Genomic DNA, 17,866 nt, shown 5'->3' with positions numbered 1-17,866 from the left:
GAAAACCGTACCGGAGGACACCTTAGGCATGGTATTCAAACCCCTCCACTGGGGTAGTAGAACTTCATGACAGCAAGCTTGGATGCCATAAAACCGTACCGTAACTACAAAAAAGGTCGCCGAATTGCTTCAGCGACCCCTGTTTGTCAATAGGTCTTATTGAGAATCATTCTAAAATTGGTCGAGATCCTAGGATGTTACTCGAACCGCGCCAGCTTCAAAATCGACCAGATGACGACCATCGCAGCTGCGCTCAAGCGCATCGATGGGGGCCAGATCAAGCCGCGCCCGGTGCGGCCGCCACGTAAGACTCAGCGCTACCGCCTGTCGGATCGCTTCACGCCTGAGGAGCTGGCCCAGCTTGTCGCTCGCTATCAAGCCGGCGAGATGAGTACGGCACTCGCTCGTGAGAAGGGGGTTGCAAAGTCAACCTTCCTGCGATTGCTCGCCGAGCATGGTGTCGCCTCGCGGCCTCGCGGCTTGACGCCAGCCAAGGAGAAGGAGATCTTGCGGCTGCGCAAACAGGGAATGATCATTCGCGAGATTGCCAAGCGGGTCGGCTGCAGCTACGACACGGCACGCATCTTTCTATTAGGTGTCAACACCTAAGTGCTCTTCTCGAATGTCCAAGTCGATCACTACCATGCCCACGACACACCGGCACGGTGGATTCGGACTACGAAGGGGGTGCTTTTGGCAACAACGCGGTCACCTACGACGGCGAAAGCTTCCACGACATGAGACCCCGTGTATGCGGTGGACTCCCAGTGGGTGAGTGGATCTGCTGATGGCTTCTTCCGAAGATCTTGCGCGCGCTGGAATTCTCCGCGCAGCCCATCTAGGTCACGGGCATGCTTGCCGGTATTGGTGACCCGCCACCACACGTTGGCCTGTGTGGGTCCTGCTAGCGTGGCTCGAAACCGAAGCTTTTTCCCTGCAAAGAGTAACCTCGAGTCACTCGGATAGTGCGACATCTTTTTGGTGTTGCGGCCTTCAAAACAGGTGACGGCAAGTTCAAAGCGAGGGTCAGGAAGTTCATACCATCCTCTCGCATTGATGGACTGGGCATGCGATACGTCGGCGACGGTCATCGCACTTAGGCCCTTGGCGACATACTCCGGGAACGCGTCCCCGAGTAGAGTCCGCCAGGACTCACATGCTTCGGTTTTGTCTTCGGCGTCGACAGCTGCTCGGGATACTTCCACGGCTGCCGCAAGTGCCTTCTTGAAGTCGTCGAAGGACTCTTGATCCCACCTGGCTGTTAGATTCTCATCGATGAGAACAGGGTTGCTGACTACGGGCGGTGCGGTGAACCCGCTTAAGTAAGTGTGCAGCGCTTCAAAGGTGTCGCGCAGCCTTTCTGCATCGTTGTCGGCGGTAGCCAAGTGTTGCGCGACAAGGACTTGAAGAACGATGGATTTGATCCCATGACGAACGTCTTGCTGCTCATCTCGCCACCTTTTCAGCATGCGGACGGTGCGGCGGAACTCGTCACCTTGGTCGGCGCACCATGTTGTGTATTCATCCGGCGCCGTTGGGTGCCATCCTTTGCCACGCCGAGGGGCGTCGAGTGGGGCGTCAGAGTCTGTGCTTTCACGTACTGGTACTAGGTCAACGTGGAAGCCCCCGATGTAGTCATCGGCGTACTCAACGCGGACGCAGGGCGTCTTTTCCTTGATCTTGCCTTTGTAAGTTCCATGCTGCAGCAGCACCTCGGCGAGGTCTTCCAGGGCGTCATCGGCGGTGTCACCTGAGTCTGCCGACCGGACGATGATATCGACGTCGTATTCGCCACCGGCTACAGGCTTCACGGCTGTCCCGTTTGCGTAGGAGCCTTGCAGCGTGATGTCTCCCGACTTTAGATGGTCCACGTTGTTCAGCAGGTATGTCTCAAGAGCTGACCGTGCAGACTCGATGCGATCAACTTGGGTTTGGGTCAGACATATAGCCGCACGGAACTTCTCGAACTCGTTTGATACATCAGTGCCCATCAATTCTTCTCCCTTTGGGACCACAGCAGCGCAACGCGTCGCCATGGTTGCCACGATAAGTGCCTGCGTACTGCCTTGAGGAATGCGTCATCCGCTGCACGATTGACTGTGGTCGGTTGTGGTTCCAGAGCCTCAGTCGATTTCGTAGCATCTGCCTTCCACGCCTTCTGAATGTCTTCGCGGGTTTCGTCGCGAACTGCTGTTTGGAGCGTGCGAAAGGCGCGTCTCATGGCTTCTGATTCGCTGCCGATCCAGCCTTCGTGAAAGGCAATGCGCTCATGCAGGTCGTGGAACTTCTGGGCGAGGTCAGCGTCGCCGTCACCATTTGTTTTACGACGCCGAACACGGTGTAGCATTTCCCGCCACTCGACAGCTGTTTTGTATGCCTCGCCGTACTGTTCGCGGCGTCTGTCGCGAACCGCAAGCGTCCGTCCAACAAAGGCCGAAAGTAGCGCAACGACAAGCGTGCCGAGTATGCCTACGACAGCAATGGCCAGCTTGGTGGAGAAGTCCTCCGGGCCAGTGGCAGAGGCCGATGGCGAGGGCGTGGCAGCTATGTAATGAATCATCAGCTTCATTCCGCACCCCAATGTTCATTACGAAGCGGAGCTTGATTGAGGTCCTCGCGTCGCGCTCGCCAGTCAGGCAAGAACTCGTCCATCAACTCAGTGAAGCGATCGGTGTGATTCCGCTCTAAAAGATGGGTCATTTCGTGGACGACAATGTATTCCAAACAGTGGGGGTGCTTCTTGGCTAGTTCCAGATTGAACCAGACATGTGCTGACTGGCGGTTGCAGCTGCCCCATTTTGTCTTCATGCGGCGTACTGTCCATTTAGCAACATCCCGTCCGATGATGGGCTGCCATTTTGCTATTAGTTCGGGTATCTCACGCTTTAGGGCAGCGCGATACCATTCCTCGAGCGCCTCACGACGAGCGGCCGGAGTGCTTTCGGCGGGTGCGTGTACGGTCAGTCGCTTTCCTGCGACGTCGAATCTGATTCGGCCGTGCTCGTTGATTACTTTAAGCCGGTATCGCTGTCCCCAAACGTAGTGGGATTCACCGGTGACCATTTCGCGCTCCGACTGGCGTGCAGCACTACGAAGCTGCTCCCGCTGTCTCTTTATCCAAGGCAATCGCTGGACAACGGCGAGCCTAACAGCGTCATCGTCCAGCCGCTGGGGAGCCGCAACTCGGACACGACCCAGGGGAGGGTACACGGCGATATGTAAGTTCTTGATGTTCTTGTAGATGACATCGACATCGATGCCAGAGACTTTGAGGTAGGCGCTAGCGGTACTCATTGCGGGCCTTTATCAGGTCGAACAGCTCGTCGAAGCGATCGAAGCCCGCTGGCAGAACGCGACGAATCGCTCGGGCGACTTCCTTTTCCTTGAACGTGTTTCCAACCCAGCCGTGAGGTTTGCTCGTCATGATCGCAGTGTCGACCTGAATCGGCGTCGCAGGATCTGACCATCCGAAGTCGACAATGGCCCGCTGCGCGCCGTTAACAGCCCACGTGGGGTAAACGGTATCCGATTCCTTCGAGCCAACCTTTTTGGCATGGGCAATCAGCTGCTCCAGGTACTGCTTGTAATCGAGAGCGCCCTGTCGGCGTTGCTCGATGATCGCATCAAGCAGGCTGGACATGTTCTCGTAGTACTTGGGGTTCATCGCATTTTCATCGATGATGACTTTGCGGATGTTATTGGCGATGGTCTCAGCTACGGCTTCCGGGTTTTTCTTGATACCGCTAGGTAGCTTGTCGATGGCTGCGGCCCCTTGTTCAACGATGAGCTGAACTAGTCCCACATCCTGGAAGTCGGCAACTACTTCCGAAGCATCAGCCCGGATGTATGTGTCGAGCAAGAATCGCATGCCGGCTTCGTACTGCTTGAAATCGACGTTCTCACCGGCACCCAGCTTTACCTCGTCACGGACAGCTACGTAATGGGCGACGTCCTTTGCGATCGCCGCAGCTTCGCCCTGACTGTACCCGGCTTCGATCATGTCATTCGCGACCGCGCCATACGTACGCACTAGCCCAGCAACGGACTTATAGAGCTCGACACGCTTAGCTTCGTTGCTTTTGATTTGCTGCGCATTGCCTTGTTCCTGGGCGCAGAAATAGTGCTGATACTGCAGCGTTCCGCGGGGCGGTTCGACAGCTTCGCAGAGGGCACGAACCCGTTCCAGCGCTTCATCTAAGTCTTCGCGAGCTTGCTGTACTCGGTCCTTGAGCAGCCCTTCGATGTCAGTTTTTTCGTACCCATCCAAGGCGCCGGAAGTGTAGTCCGTGATGGCATCTTCAAGGGAGTTGAACAAGTCCTGGTAGTCGACGATATAGCCGTAATCTTTATCGTCGCCGTCGAGACGGTTGACGCGGCAAATGGCTTGGAAAAGACCGTGGTCGCGCATCTTCTTATCGATGTATAGATACGTCGCCGATGGCGCATCAAAGCCGGTCAGGAGCTTGTCAACGACGATAAGTAGGCGCATCTGACCAGGTTCGTTAATGAACCGGTCTTTGACTTCCTTCTCGAACTGCTCAATCTTGGTGACGGCTTGGTCGGCTGGTTCATCGAAATGGTCCGCCAGCATTTGCCGATAGATGTCGTACTGGCGCAGTTTCTCCGTCGCGCCATGTCCCGAGTCCTCCTTGGAGATATCGCTGGCCTGCGGGACATAGCTTGTGACGATGGCGCACTTACCCTTGAATCCTGCTTGGCAGAACATTTCGTAGAACTTGCAAGCTTGATAGATACTGGAGCCAACGAGCATAGCATTGCCCTGGTTGTCCATGAGGCGCGGCTTCGTTTCCATATCGAGCAAAATGTCGTTGACGATCTGCTTCGAACGCGGCTCGGAGCTGACGACCTTCTGCATGGTGCCCCAGCGCTTCTTCAGTTCAGCCTTGGAGAGATCGGTCATGCCCTTAGTTTTTGCATCGAACCACTGGTCGATTTTGGCAGGCGAGATGAGGTCTTGGTCGATATTGCGGGCTTCGTACCGCAGGTCGAGCACAACACCGTCTTCGACGGCTTCATTGAACTTGTATGTGTGGATGAAACTGCCGAACGTTTCAATACTGGTGGCTTTGTCGGCCTTCAATAGCGGTGTACCAGTGAAGCCGATGAACATGGCTTCGGGTAGCAATTGCTTCATCGCTTTGTGCATCTTGCCGGACTGCGTGCGGTGAGCCTCGTCGACGAAAACAAAGATGTTGCCCTTGGCGCTAAAGCCGGCAGGAATTTTCGAGTTGAGTTCGGCAATGAAGTCTCCACTGGCTTCGTTCTGTGCCTGCTCGTCATCGCCGCCACGGAACTTATGAACAAGCGAGCACATCAGCCAAGGATCGTTGCTATTGAGTGAGCCGATAAGGTCAGCGCCGCTCTTCGTGCGGTAGATGTCTTCGTTGACACCGTTGAATACTCGCTTGATTTGATCATCGAGCTCGGTGCGGTCGGTGATGATGAGGACGCGCGCCTGATTCTCTCCATGTGTCTGGTGCTCCCGAATCCACTTGGCCAGCCACACCATGGTGAGGGACTTCCCGGAGCCCTGAGTATGCCAGATGATGCCGCCCTCGCGTTTGGCAATCCGATCCTGCGCGGCCTTCACACCGAAGAACTGATTGTGTCGACAGGTCTTTTTTACCCCACCGTCGAAGACCATGAAGTCGTGCACGATCTCCAGGAGGCGATCCTTGGAGCACATCTGCAACAGGCCTCGGTCCAGGGGTTCGTCAATATCAGATGGCTCTTTCCACTCCAGCCAGTACTTCTCGGGTGTATCGATAACGGCGTAACGCAATCCCTCAACGTCGTTGCCAGCCATAACGAGCTGAACGGTGGTAAAGAACGGACGGATGAAGTCCTTCTTCTGGTTTCCGATGTTCTGCCGGATGCCTTCAGAAACGGCAACTTTCGAACGCTTCAACTCGATGACCCCAAGCGCGATACCGTTGACGTAAAGTACTACATCCGGTCGCTTGTTGTGCTCGCCCTTAATTGAAACCTCTTCGGCAACGACGAAGTGGTTGGACTGAGGATTATCCCAGTTAATCAACCAGACTGTCTCGGTATTCTCACCGATGCCTGGCTTTACCTTTACCCCGTAGCGGAGCAGGTTGTAGACCTCGTGGTTGGCTTCGTAGAGGTTGCGGCCACCGCCCAGGGATGCGGCTTTTTTGAACTGCTCAATGGCTCTGTTGACAAGATTCGCGTCATAGCCACGAGCTCGCAGATTTTGCTCAAGTAAACCAACTTCGATATGGGAGTTATTGTCGCGATACTCCCAGTTGCCCAAGTATTCGTACCCAAGCTCATGCTGGAAGAGGTTCACAACGCGTTCTTGTGTCTTGCGCTCAATCTGTCCAACTGTAGTCACGATGTTTCCCCCAATTTCCAATTATCTGATGATGCTTGTTTCCGATTTCGATGCAATTGCCTTGCGTGTGGAGCATTCACGATTGATGCTCCTTCTGGCGATCAGGAGATCCATCTTGGTTCGCAAGACGCGTACGTCCGGAGAGTAGTTCCTGCGTCATACCTCGTTTGAGAGACTTAGTCTTTGAGAGTTGTAAACGCAACGCGCGGATTTCCGAGTCCGCGTCTCCGAGAGCGCTCGCTATGGCGGCCTGCTCTTCTAAAGTAGCGGGGGCGTTAATAACTAGACCTACAAGGTCACGCTGGTACAGGTGCGAAATTGTTGATCCGGCCGTGAGCCGTGAAAGGAACTCTTCAAAAGCGCGAGAGCGCAGTACGTAGTACAGGAAGCGTGAGTCGTAAGCATTGCGAGTTGGACGTATTACAAAAACACCGCTGTTTAGTGTCGCGGGACCAGGAAGATGATCTACGTAGGCCGTCTTTCCGATTGTTCCATCCTTGGTTAGCAGGACATCACCTTCACGTACCTGGATGCCCGCATCTTGCTCATAACGCCACTGATCTACAAATGGCGTTCGTCCCCAGTCGACCGATCCGTCAAAGAACTCCGTTCCTCCCACTAATCGAAAGTGTCCGGTCGTCTTGTATTCGCTGGTGGTCAGGCCCTGCCAGCCAATACGTGCTCGCAGAGTCGATTTTGATGCGACATGGAGCGATAGCCACTCGCCGGAGAAGCCCTCTAGGCGAGTTTTTCCAGTGAGGAGTTGTTGCATCATGCCGTCTCTGATTGCTTCCTTCTTCACAATCAGCCGCTCGAGGGCGGTGACCAAGGAGTCGACTTGCGTTAAGGCATTCGCTATTGCATATTGCTCTTCAACCGGTGGAACAGGAACTAATAACGGTTTCACCTGAGGTGCAGTGAGTTGGGGTACTCCGGTTGATTCGAGTGCGAACGACACCTTGCTGTTTATGTATTCAGCGTAGAACTTTGCAGAGCTATTCCTGGGGACGAGTGCCAGGAGTCGGACGATAGGGACGAAAGGACGTGGACGATATACAGCTTTTCCAACATCTCCGCGCCCTGTAATTGTCAGAGACTCGCCGGGGATTTTCCAATATTTACAGTACCCTTGAACTCCGTCGTTCCTCAGAGCATTAGCATATATGGGATACCTGTAAGGCCCTTGCTCATAACGGGACGAATTCATTCTGTCCCAGTCGCCACCAGCGGTCACTTCAAACAGCTCGCTAATTGGTTTAACGTCCCAGTCAGAAGGAATCGTGCCAATCTCCGTTGACTTGTCTTTCAGAAGTGTGGCGTCGTGACTCATCTGATCCCCATCTCCATAAGGTGCTGTGACACTTTGAGTTGGAGTTGTTTGAGATCTGCGTCGAGGTCTCCTACAGTTTGGTCGTATCGGCCACCCAGTTCTTTGATTCGGGCAACGAGGTTGTGAGTCAACTGCGTGATCTCTCCAGAAATGGCAGCGGCGATTGAAGCGTGCCACTTATCCTCGAGTACCAAGGTTTTGACGTCGTTCTCAGTGAGCTTTCCATATTGACTGAGCGTCAAGCTGTCCAGTGTGGCGATCTCATCCTTGACCAACCTCTTGGCTGAAGCTTCCCGGTTATAGAGTTCGATGAGGGTTTTTAGTGCTTCAATTTCTTCGGGGTCTCCCTGCTCACGATTAGCATCACGTAGTCGGCTTGTAGCCAGAGCCTTGCTTATCTTGCCGTCGTCAAGTGCTGCCGATAGCAATCCTTCTTCGGTTGCGTGCAGGTCCGTAAACTCCTCGATCTGACGCGCCGCGTCTTCGGCGAGGGTAACCAGAGTGTCCAAGTGTTCTTGTTCGGCTGCAAAGTATCTAGCAACAATAAGCGTGGGCGGAATTAGGTCCATCTTGTACTTTACGGCGGCGCGACCCGATCCAATTACCAGGTCGGGCACCTCGGTAATTTTCCGATCCTTGTCTTCTATAGCCTTCCGAGGTTTGGCGGCGGTAAGCCAGCCTTCGTGCATGATCAAAAAAACGTCATCATGCATGACCGCGTGCCAGTAACTCATGAGTTGCTCGTACACGTCATACTCATCCAACAGGGCTGTACTCTTGAAGCGTTCAAGTAGGTCGTCGGCCATCGATGCGATTAAGTCGTTGGGACTCGTGCTGGGGCTAATGCTCTCCATCGAAGGTCGATGCGCGGCATACCAGTCAATGACCTGGCTCTGGGCCGCTGTGGAAAAATCGGCGAATTCCTGAGAGTCCAAAATCGACTGCTGTACCTCATCGATATCAATTTTGAGCTGGCTGTAGCCTGACAAGTCGGTTTCCTGAAAAAGGACCTTCCGAAGCTGGGGGAAAGCATCCCAACTGGCGCTGAGTGCATCGATGTCGCGGTTAGGGATGCCGCCGTGCAGATGGGCATGCAGATCCTGAATATCCTCAGGCTCTGAAGAGTCAATGTAGCGGGGTATGTTGAGGTTGTAGTCGTTTGTAGTGCTACCAATCTCATCAAGGGGGACCATGCGCGAGTAGCGGTCGACCTCTTGTTGGTTGGTGAAGACATCAACAATTTTGTGCATGTCCTGTGACCGCAGACGGTTCTTGTTACCGTCTTTCAAGTACCCCTTCGAGGCGTCGATCATGAATACTCCGGATCTCGCCTGGGCATTTTGTTTGTCAAGAACAATGACACACGCTGGGATGCCTGTGCCGTAGAACAGGTTAGCGGGCAAGCCGATAATGCCCTTAATGAGGCCGCGCTTTAGAAGCTGCTTACGTATGTTGCCTTCGGCGCCGCCTCTGAATAGAACGCCGTGAGGAAGAATCACGGCTGCTTTACCCGTGCTCTTCATGGACTTCAAAATGTGGAGCAAGAAGGCATAGTCCCCATTCTTCTCCGGCGGCATGCCGTACTCGAATCGGCCGAAATCATTTTCTAGGCCGTTGCTCCAAGACTTAATAGAGAATGGCGGGTTTGCAACAATAAAATCGAAGGTGTCGAGTGAATCGTTGCTGGTGAACTGGGGGCTAGTTATCGTATCACCCTTACGGATGTCGGCAATTTCGTTACCATGCAGGATCATGTTCATCTTTGATAGTGCCCAGGTCGCATTGTCCTTCTCCTGCCCATATATAGTGAGGCCGAGACGGGATTCTGCAGCAACCTTAAGTAGTAACGACCCGGACCCGCAGGTGGGGTCATACACGGTGGCTGATCGTGGAGTTTGTGGAGTAACGCCGATCAACTTGGCTAGCACTCGGGACACTTCGGCGGGAGTATAAAATTGCCCTTTTGACTTGCCCGATTCGGTGGCGAAGTGCCGCATCAGATACTCGTATGCATCGCCGAGAAGGTCGTCTCCTTCAGCACGAGAGCCTCGGAAGTCTAGTTCTTGAAAAATGGTGACAAGCTTTGAAAGCCGGTCTTGCATCTCTTTGCCCTTGCCGAGCTTTTCTTCATCATTGAAGTCGGCTAGATCGATGACTTTCTGTAGGTCGTTTGCTTCGGCGAGTTTAGCTATGATCTTGTTGACTTTGTCGCCGATCTCCTTATCGCCCTTGACCGCGACCATGTCGTCGAAGGATCCGCCAATAGGTACATCGATCAGGGAGCTCTGATCTGATTTGGACTTGTCCGACACGTACTTCACGAACAGCATGGTCAGGATGTAGTCCTTGTACTGACTTGCATCCATGCCGCCACGTAGCTCGTCACAGCTCTTCCAGAGCGAGCTGTAAAGGTCCGATTTTTTGAGCGCCACGGCCCGTACCCCTTGTGTTGATCCTGAGTCAGTTGAACTTGTCATGTGGCAATCTCCAGCCACACGACGGTAGCTACTTAGTGTTGATCTCAATCTACCGGGGAGTGGGGGCCAACCAGATGAGGCCCGACCGTACAGGTAGGTTTGCGGGTGGGAGGAGTCTCAACCAGCCCCGCTAACTGGCCTATAGTATACCACAAGGGGCATATATCTTATAGATCCTGGGACCACCCTGCAAGGCGCAGCAACGCTGCCGCGTTGAACTCCGCGTCGCCGTGCTCTATACGTTGGCCGTAAGTCTGTATGTAGCGCTGGATGAGGATTTTCACTACCTGAACCTCTCGGTTCCGTGCGGCCACGGCCTGTTGGAGCTTTTCTTCACTTGTCGCTGGCTCAGAGGGGTCAAATGGCCAGACTTTCAACCGCTCTACCCGGAGAATGTTCGCGCGGAGAGCATACACATGAGCCCATAACCGTGAGATTTGCTCCTGATGCTCTGATGCGTCCTTGCTGGATACGTCTCCCCACCTAAGTGTCGGCGTATCACCACTGTTCTCCAGCGGCGGAGGTGTTGCCCTGGATCGGGGGATGTAGTTTTGCGAATCCTGATGTAGTTGCCACGCGACCTGTTGAAGAAGTTGCGGCTCGACGCGCTTTCGAAAATGCTCTGATTCGTAGCCGGCTTCGTCCGCGGCCTGTTGGCGACGAGCAGTGAGGTTTTTGCCGCGAGTGCCCGGCGTGAGGCCGAATAGAGTTCGCGCCGACTCGCCTAGCTGGTCATTGGGGAAGTGCAGAAGAAGACGGGCTAATAGATCTTGAAGGGCCTTTACGCGGTTGAGTCGATCGTCCGGATCTATGCTGCGGGCAACCACCCCACGCAAGGCTAGGAGTGTTTCGTCGCTGAAATTGGGGCGAACTGGGAGGCCCGCCGCGACGATGGGGCGCAGTGCCTTGGTGATGTCCTCCAGAGACGGAGGTACAAGCTGCGTCTCCATTAGCGGCCTTTCTCTCGCATCCAAATGTACCCACTCGTTGCCCATCATCTGTCCTATCGGACGCCCGCTCCCGCCGCTGAAGCTGGTACAAGATCAGCACTTGCTGATCGCACAAATCAGTAAATGAAAGGCAGGGACATGAGTAACCTCATTCCGAGTTCGCAGCAGGGGCGATCATTAGCAGCACCGGAATCGTTCTCACGAAGTGAAGCCAAGGGGCTGGCACGGCGTCAGAATGCCGAGGTGGCCAACGGGCTCGTCACGGCGGCGCGCGTTCAGGCTGCCGGCTTTGTCGCCGCTACGGGTATGCACCTGACCAGCATGCTCAGCCGTGAATCCGAGTTTCAGGCGAATGGCGACCCGCGGGCGGCCGAGCGACTGAACTACATTGCGGATTCCTTCGCCGAGTATGCGGCGTGGGAAGTGCGCCGGTTCCAGCGGTAGGGGTGCGACGTGAAGCACGAATTTGTAAGCCTGCTGAAGCCGATTGGGGGCGAAGAGCCGCAGGTTCTCCAGCATGAAGCCGCTGTCCGGCTGTTCATAGGACGGGTCGCGGCCCTAGTCGACGAACTGGACGGCGCGGCGAGAGGGGCGGCCGCATACGCACCAGCAACAGCGCGGCATTTGCGGCTGGTGTCGCAGCAGATGTCCGCTCTGGCGCTGACCGCGCTTGAGACATGGCCGAAGCAGCCACAACGGCCATGACTGCGATTTTTTGGATTGCCATCCTGATCACCTGCGCCGCCTCAATTGGCGTCGCCTATCTCGTCGCAGCTGACTTCTGGCGCGACCAGTCCCCATCCTCGCGGGAGCGCGCCGCCAGCATCGCCAGGGATGCCCACGATGCCGCTGAGCGACTTACGGCGCTGTATCACCAAGCGCTCAGGGACATACGCCGCCGCTAGAGCGGGCGGCTCGTCCTAGTCTCAGTCACTTTGAATATGCCTCGAGAAAGGGGTTATTTGTCATGCCCGAAACCTTTACGCCGTCTGAACTCGTGGACGCCCAGCGCCGCCTGAGCGACTACGTTCTTGATCAGGCCGACCAGATTGAGCAGCGCCTATTTTTCGGGTGGGAGCCGGCTGCTGACGCTCCCGAGAAGTACAGGGAACTCCGTGAGGCGTTCGCCGTTTCGCATAGGGAAGGACGTCCGCTGCCCGTTTCCAACGAGAACAGCAGCAGCGTCGTTTTAGGATTACCGGACGTTAACATGGCGTACCGCTACGTCCATGACGTCGCCCATGTTGAGCAGGAGCTGAGCTTCTCATCGCCGGATGAGTTCACGCTGGCTCGCTGGCTGATGCGGCGCTTTGCGCGCGCCGGGTTTAGTCGTGACGATCTGGAATGGCACCTTTTTGAGGCAGATGCGGTCGGCCAGGTTGTGTTCTACGCCGTCACCAAGCAGTACGTGGGGGACCAGCTGCAGTTCGCGCTGGACTGTGTGCGCCATGGTCTGAACACCGGCATTTACCTAGAAATGGAGCGTCAGCAGTGAGCGTCGATCCGACCCCTCGGTCCTGGTTTGACCGGGCGATAGGAGCCTGCATGTCCGTGCTGTTGGCGGTGATTGCCCTGTACTGCGCCACGCAGGTGCTGCAGTCGATTCTGCCGTTTCTGGTTGTCTGCGTGGGTGTGGCATCGATCATTTGGGCGGTCTGGGCAGTCGTTCAGTACCGGCGCAATCGGTATTAATTCCGTCGCCACTAATCTCTATCAGAGCTCTTCCAATCGGTGTTGTGGTTTGCGCTAAAACCGTTGAACGTTCAACTTATTGAACGCATACTAAACCTCAGACATCGTTCAATTTGTTGAACGCTGGCGGCAAACCACAACACCGCAGGAAGGAGGGAAACAACTATGTCCATGAAACGAAAGCCAAGCCGGAGGCGCACTACTACGTCACATCGTGACGGCAAGATCATTGTTCGAGGCGTGCAACGTGATCGTCCTGATCTTCGGAAACTGAGCCGCGCTGTTATTGCCATGACTCAGGCCGAAGCCGAGCGGGAAGCGCAGATCCAACACGAGCAGAAAAGCGCCGAGCGTCGCCCGGAGGACGCTGCTGATGAGTAGTCCTGAATCCGTCCTTCGGCAGCTGGTGTGGCAGGAGATCCACTGGCCGCGTCCGCTTGAGGATGAGCAAGCTATCAACCTGCTGCGTCTATGGAGCGCGCAAAGCCACGCACCGCAAATTATCTTGGAAGCCCGGGCTACCCGCCTTGGCATCCGTTACCTTGTTGGTTCTCAGCGTCGGCATGCCTCGCCTATCCGCCGCGACATCGAACGCCTTGTCGCTGGAACCATCGTGGTTGCTGATGATGGCGAACGGCTACCGGCGCAAGCTGTTCGTCGAGTGCGCGTCAACACGCCTGTCCAATCACTAGAGCCTCGATCTGCGGAGGGCTCGACACGCTCTCTCCTAGCGAGTCTGGCGGCCGTCCAAGGCGACGAGAGATTGGTGATCCAGATTGTCCTCGGGCCGAGGTTTGCGCCGCAGCTGACGCCCCGGACCATACCGCAGGTCGACCAGGGCATCGCTTCCATGGTGCTTCGGGGCATCCAGCCGGAGCAGCGTCGTGGCGTTTCCCGTGGCGTTGAAAACAAGCAAGGTGAGCATGGCTTTGCGAGCTATGTCCGCATAGGCGTCAGGGCCAGAGAGGAGGACCGTCGCCGAACGCTTATTGGTGGCGTCGTCAGCGCGTTTCGCTCCATGGTGGCGCCAGGACTTCGTTTTCAAGTGGATTTTGACCATACCCAGAAGCTCAATCACCCGAGTTCTGAGTGGCCGCGCTTCGCCTTTGGGCAGCGCCTATCTGCCATTGAAGTCGGCATGCTTAGCGCATGGCCAATTGGTGAGGGACCTGTGGCTTACCCTGGCCAGTCACCAGCTCATCCGAGGCAGATCCGACCCTCATTCGCGGCGTCATCCACGGATCGCATCATCGCCTCGGCGACGGCGCCGGGATCCACAGGTGTCCGGCTAGGTTTATCGCCCGCCGATAGCTGCCACCATGTTTGGGCTATGGGGCCGACTGGGGTGGGTAAGAGCTCCATGCTCTTATCGCTGATCATCGATGACATGGCCGCAGGGCGGAGCTGCGTTGTGATCGAACCAAAGGATCTCATTCGCGACGTCCTCAAGCATGTACCTGCCGACCGTCAAGACGACGTTGTTGTGCTCGACCCACTCGACAGTGAACCGGTCGGCATCAACCCGCTTGACGGCCACGGCCGCAGCCCCGCGCTTGTCGCGGATCAACTGTTCGGCACCTTCCACGCGCTCTACGGTGATCAGCTCGGTCCGCGCAGCTCTGACATCCTGCGGCACTCACTGCTGGTGCTGGCTCAGCGCAAGGATGCGAGCTTGGCTATGCTGCCGATTTTGCTCAACAACAAAAAGTTCCGGCAGTCAGTTACGCAGCACATCGCTGGCGGCGACCCGTTCTCGGCAGGGCCATTTTGGCACTGGTATGAGCAGCTGTCGCCTGAGGCAAGTGGCCAGGTCACCGCTCCGCTCATGAACAAGCTGCGCCCGCTCTTAGACCCGCATCTGCGCCATGTCCTTGCACAGCCGACGCCCCGCTTTAACGTCCGTCAGGTACTGACCGAGCGGAAGATTCTGCTCGTGCCGCTTCAGAAGGGAGTGTTAGGGCCCGAAGCTGCCCAGATACTTGGAGCTATGGTGGTTGCTGAACTCTGGCAGGCCATACAGGAACGTGCCAGCCTTCCGACGAGCAATCGCCATCCGATCATGGTCTACCTCGACGAGGTCCAGGAGTACCTTCGTCTGCCGACTGACATCGGTGATGCACTGGCGACCTCCCGGGGTCTGGGCGCTGCCTTTCACGTGGCGCATCAGTATTTAGATCAGCTGCCCTCAAGCATGCGCACCGCATTTGAAGCCAATTGCCGCTCTCGCGTTTTCTTCCAACTTGCCGCACGTGACGCCAAGGCTGCCGCTGCAATGGCTCCCGGACTTGAACCGGAAGACTTCATGGCGTTGCCGGCACGTCACATTTACGCGCAGCTTGTCCGTAGTGGTGCGGTCACTGACTGGGCATCAGGAGCCACGCTCACCGTGCCGAAGCCAACGTCGTCTCCTGGCACGATCCGGACGCGCAGTCGTAAACAATTCGGTCAGTCCACGGAGGCTATCGAGCAGGGGCTTCGGAGTGTCCTTCGCCCATCAGCAGAGGACGAGGCGACCAGTGGGCGACGCAGAAGGAGCCAGCCATGACGTCAAAAGATGCACTACCGGTCGGCTACCCGTTCGCGTCGGATCCAGAAGGGGCATCGTCGCAGCTCGACGGCGAATCCCTGCCATTAGTGGCGCCGAATAATGGTGCTTCCGCTAGCATCAAGTCGCATGCAGCCCCGCGTGCCACCCAGCGTCGTCTGCGTGCCGTCGAAGCTCGACTCAGTGACCGCGACCTTGCCGTTCTGGCGTCTGTCGAGCGCTTCCGGTTCCTGACTGCCGAACACATAGAGGCGCTGCACTTCAACGACCATGCCTCGGCAGAATCAGGTGGGCGAACGTGTCGCCGTGTTCTGGTCCGATTGCGCCGGGAGCGTGTTTTGGGTGTCCTCACTCGTCGAGTGGGTGGCGTTCGGGCTGGCTCCCAGGGGCTGGTGTACTTCGTCGACACGGCCGGGCAACGTCTGCAGCAGCAAGGGGGTTCCAGCCGTCGGGGCCGACGCTTCCCGGAACCATCGGCGCGCTTCTTGGATCACACGCTGGCAATTGCTTACGTGGCAGTCGGCATCAAAGCTGCGGCAGGTGCCTTAGGTGCAGAGGTGGTACAGGTGGCGCCGGAGAAGGAGGCTCGCCGCCCATTTATCGACCGTCTCGGCGGCACTCAGGTGCTGCGCCCTGACCTGTACGTTGAGCTCGCTGCCCGCCCCGGAGATGAGGATGTCAAAGCTTTCTTCGTGGAAATCGACCTTGGCCACGAAAGCCTACCGACGGTGTTGCGGAAGTGTCAGCAGTACGAGGCGTACTACCAAACCGGTATCGAGCAGCGTGATTTCGGCGGCTTTCCCCGCGTGGTCTGGGTGATGGGCGCCTATCGTCCCGACATCGCCGAGCGACGTCGGCAAACCTTGCAGGCCTCACTGACGCGAGGCGTCAGGCTCACGCCGGAGCTTTACCGCGTGACGGCAGCTGAGGAGGTGGCGGCGCAGCTGGTCCAGGAGGTTCGTCATGGGTGAGCCGGTCAATGTTCTGTATGTCGGCGATGCCCTGGATGAACTGCGCAAGCTTCCGTCGGACTCGGTTGATATGTGTCTGACGAGTCCGCCGTACTTCCGGCTGCGTGATTACGGCGCGAACGGACAACTTGGACTGGAGGCGAACGTCGATTCCTGGGCCGAGGCCATCCGGGTGATGGCTGGCGAGGTTCGCCGTGTGCTGGTGCCGACGGGTACGTTCTGGCTCAACCTCGGTGATACCTACGCCAACCACCCTCGCCAAGGTGCGCCGTCGAAAAGTTTGCTACTGGCTCCCGAGCGCGTCGCCCAGCTGTTGCAGGAGGACGGCTGGATAGTGCGGAATAAGATCATCTGGGCCAAGCCCAACCCGATGCCGAGCAGTGTGGGAGACCGACTGACTGCCACTCATGAGGTCATCTACTTGTTTGCAAAGCAAGGCCGCTACCACTTCGATCTGGACGCCATTCGGAGGCCGCACCGTTCACGTTCCGGTAAGCCACCCCGCCCTGGAACTCGTCGCCCGGCTAAGGAGCGGTGGCGCGGGCCGAACGCTGACTCGACAACCGGCCTCGCAGCTATGAAAGCGCTGGGCAGCGTCGGGCATCCGCTAGGTAAGAATCCCGGCGACGTGTGGACGATCGCCACGTCTGCAGGCAAGGGAAGCCATCACGCTACGTTCCCAGAGCCTCTCGTTAGGCAGTGCATCCAAGCCGGCACTCCTGAGGCTCGCTGCGCAATCTGCCGTGCCCCTTGGCGGCGTCCGGTTCGCCGGCTTGGCGCAACAGCCACGCGCCTAGCTCTTCAGGCAACATGTGGGCATGCTGGCGATTCTGAGCCAGGTATCGTCCTTGACCCCTTCATGGGGAGTGGCTCGACAGCGGTCGTCGCCGAAGCCCTGGGGCGGCACTGGGTGGGGATCGAGCTCAATCCAACGTTTGCCGAAGAAGCTCGGGCCCGCATTGCCGCAGCGCGCCCGCGATCGCCGCCTGGCGTGTAGTTCGGTCGAAGCCTCATCGGTGCACCGCGGCTGGTGACGAAGACTCCACCGGGGAGTCTCGCCGGTCGCACACACCGAGGAGTTGTCATGACGACACCCATCACTGGCGGCGATCGCCAGAATCCGGCAGGAATCAAAACTCTTGCCATCCGGCTCGAACCGGACGTCCACACCCAACTGACGCTGATTGCTCAGCTGCGGAACAGCACGATCACCGACGAGATCAGAAAGGCCCTGATGGCACACATTGACGGCATCAAGGGCAGCACGGATCTCGCCTCGCAGGCAGAATCCGCCATGGCGGAGATCGAGCGCGAAGCTGCTGCTCGCCGTGAGGCGATCGCGCAGTTGTTCGGTGGCGATTCGGAAGCGACTAAAACTCGCCCCGCTCGCGGACGGTAGTTCGAGACCATCGGCAGGGACAGCGTGAGCCGCACTCGTCAGAGCGCCTCCGCTGTCCTTGCCGGACACCCTTATTGACCCCTTGGAACGGTTAAGGAAGTCCTTCCTTTCTTGACGGAATTT

The 17,866-nt window shown here is 56.9% G+C and carries 18 protein-coding genes; 11 read left to right on the top strand and 7 right to left on the bottom strand.

The window, feature by feature from the left end; genetic code table 11:
- Window positions 1-231: 231 nt before the first annotated feature.
- On the top strand, window positions 232-609 hold the full coding sequence (locus tag N5P29_RS17215) for a helix-turn-helix domain-containing protein (RefSeq protein WP_262276022.1): 378 nt from the start codon (window positions 232-234) through the stop codon (window positions 607-609).
- 29 nt (window positions 610-638) lie between these two features.
- Here N5P29_RS17215 and N5P29_RS17210 read toward each other — a convergent pair whose 3' ends face one another.
- The 7 genes from N5P29_RS17210 to N5P29_RS17180 form a co-directional block, all read right to left on the bottom strand.
- Window positions 639-1,991, bottom strand: coding sequence for a nucleotide-binding domain-containing protein (locus N5P29_RS17210; RefSeq protein ID WP_262276021.1), 1,353 nt, complete (start codon window positions 1,989-1,991; stop codon window positions 639-641).
- A complete protein-coding gene (locus N5P29_RS17205) occupies window positions 1,991-2,569 on the bottom strand; it encodes a hypothetical protein (protein ID WP_262276020.1) in 579 nt (192 codons plus the stop codon). The genes N5P29_RS17210 and N5P29_RS17205 overlap by 1 nt, the downstream gene beginning before the upstream one ends.
- The gene (locus N5P29_RS17200; protein WP_262276019.1) at window positions 2,566-3,294 is read right to left on the bottom strand and encodes a M48 family metallopeptidase; all 729 of its coding nucleotides are present in this window, start codon (window positions 3,292-3,294) and stop codon (window positions 2,566-2,568) included. The genes N5P29_RS17205 and N5P29_RS17200 overlap by 4 nt, the downstream gene beginning before the upstream one ends.
- Window positions 3,281-6,379: a type I restriction endonuclease subunit R gene (locus N5P29_RS17195; RefSeq protein ID WP_262276018.1), complete on the bottom strand. Its 3,099-nt coding sequence runs from the start codon at window positions 6,377-6,379 to the stop codon at window positions 3,281-3,283. Before N5P29_RS17195 ends, N5P29_RS17200 begins: the two co-directional genes overlap by 14 nt.
- 76 nt (window positions 6,380-6,455) lie before the next feature.
- Window positions 6,456-7,709, bottom strand: coding sequence for a restriction endonuclease subunit S (locus N5P29_RS17190; RefSeq protein WP_262276017.1), 1,254 nt, complete (start codon window positions 7,707-7,709; stop codon window positions 6,456-6,458).
- A complete protein-coding gene (locus N5P29_RS17185) occupies window positions 7,706-10,141 on the bottom strand; it encodes a type I restriction-modification system subunit M (RefSeq protein WP_262276016.1) in 2,436 nt (811 codons plus the stop codon). The genes N5P29_RS17190 and N5P29_RS17185 overlap by 4 nt, the downstream gene beginning before the upstream one ends.
- A 212-nt stretch (window positions 10,142-10,353) precedes the next feature.
- Window positions 10,354-11,136, bottom strand: coding sequence for a hypothetical protein (locus tag N5P29_RS17180; RefSeq protein WP_262276015.1), 783 nt, complete (start codon window positions 11,134-11,136; stop codon window positions 10,354-10,356).
- A 138-nt stretch (window positions 11,137-11,274) separates the two neighbouring features.
- On the opposite strand from N5P29_RS17180, the gene N5P29_RS17175 reads away from it, so the two are divergent.
- The 10 genes from N5P29_RS17175 (at window position 11,275) to N5P29_RS17130 (ending at window position 17,743) form a co-directional block, all read left to right on the top strand.
- A complete protein-coding gene (locus tag N5P29_RS17175; RefSeq protein WP_262276014.1) occupies window positions 11,275-11,580 on the top strand; it encodes a hypothetical protein in 306 nt (101 codons plus the stop codon).
- A gap of 9 nt (window positions 11,581-11,589) precedes the next feature.
- A complete protein-coding gene (locus tag N5P29_RS17170) occupies window positions 11,590-11,841 on the top strand; it encodes a hypothetical protein (protein WP_262276013.1) in 252 nt (83 codons plus the stop codon).
- Entirely contained in the window at window positions 11,838-12,041 is a 204-nt protein-coding gene (locus N5P29_RS17165) for a hypothetical protein (RefSeq protein WP_262276012.1), read from the top strand. Before N5P29_RS17170 ends, N5P29_RS17165 begins: the two co-directional genes overlap by 4 nt.
- A 62-nt stretch (window positions 12,042-12,103) precedes the next feature.
- Window positions 12,104-12,631 (top strand): hypothetical protein, encoded by a 528-nt coding sequence (locus N5P29_RS17160; RefSeq protein WP_262276011.1) that lies wholly within the window; start codon window positions 12,104-12,106, stop codon window positions 12,629-12,631.
- Window positions 12,632-12,681: 50 nt separating this feature from the next.
- Window positions 12,682-12,828, top strand: coding sequence for a hypothetical protein (locus N5P29_RS17155; protein ID WP_262276010.1), 147 nt, complete (start codon window positions 12,682-12,684; stop codon window positions 12,826-12,828).
- Window positions 12,829-12,993: 165 nt separating this feature from the next.
- Window positions 12,994-13,209, top strand: coding sequence for a hypothetical protein (locus N5P29_RS17150; protein WP_262276009.1), 216 nt, complete (start codon window positions 12,994-12,996; stop codon window positions 13,207-13,209).
- On the top strand, window positions 13,202-15,373 hold the full coding sequence (locus tag N5P29_RS17145; RefSeq protein ID WP_262276008.1) for a type IV secretory system conjugative DNA transfer family protein: 2,172 nt from the start codon (window positions 13,202-13,204) through the stop codon (window positions 15,371-15,373). The genes N5P29_RS17150 and N5P29_RS17145 overlap by 8 nt, the downstream gene beginning before the upstream one ends.
- Complete coding sequence (locus N5P29_RS17140; RefSeq protein ID WP_262276007.1) at window positions 15,370-16,344, top strand: replication-relaxation family protein; 975 nt, start codon at window positions 15,370-15,372, stop codon at window positions 16,342-16,344. Before N5P29_RS17145 ends, N5P29_RS17140 begins: the two co-directional genes overlap by 4 nt.
- Window positions 16,337-17,341 carry a DNA-methyltransferase gene (locus N5P29_RS17135; RefSeq protein WP_262276006.1) on the top strand — a complete coding sequence of 335 codons (1,005 nt, stop codon included), beginning with the start codon at window positions 16,337-16,339 and terminating at the stop codon, window positions 17,339-17,341. Before N5P29_RS17140 ends, N5P29_RS17135 begins: the two co-directional genes overlap by 8 nt.
- 87 nt (window positions 17,342-17,428) lie before the next feature.
- Complete coding sequence (locus N5P29_RS17130; RefSeq protein ID WP_262276005.1) at window positions 17,429-17,743, top strand: YlcI/YnfO family protein; 315 nt, start codon at window positions 17,429-17,431, stop codon at window positions 17,741-17,743.
- Window positions 17,744-17,866: the final 123 nt, after the last annotated feature.

Source organism: Paenarthrobacter sp. JL.01a (assembly GCF_025452095.1).
GTDB lineage: Bacteria > Actinomycetota > Actinomycetes > Actinomycetales > Micrococcaceae > Arthrobacter.
Note: the sequence above shows the minus strand (reverse complement) of the source record. Positions and strands in the feature narration are given on the sequence as shown.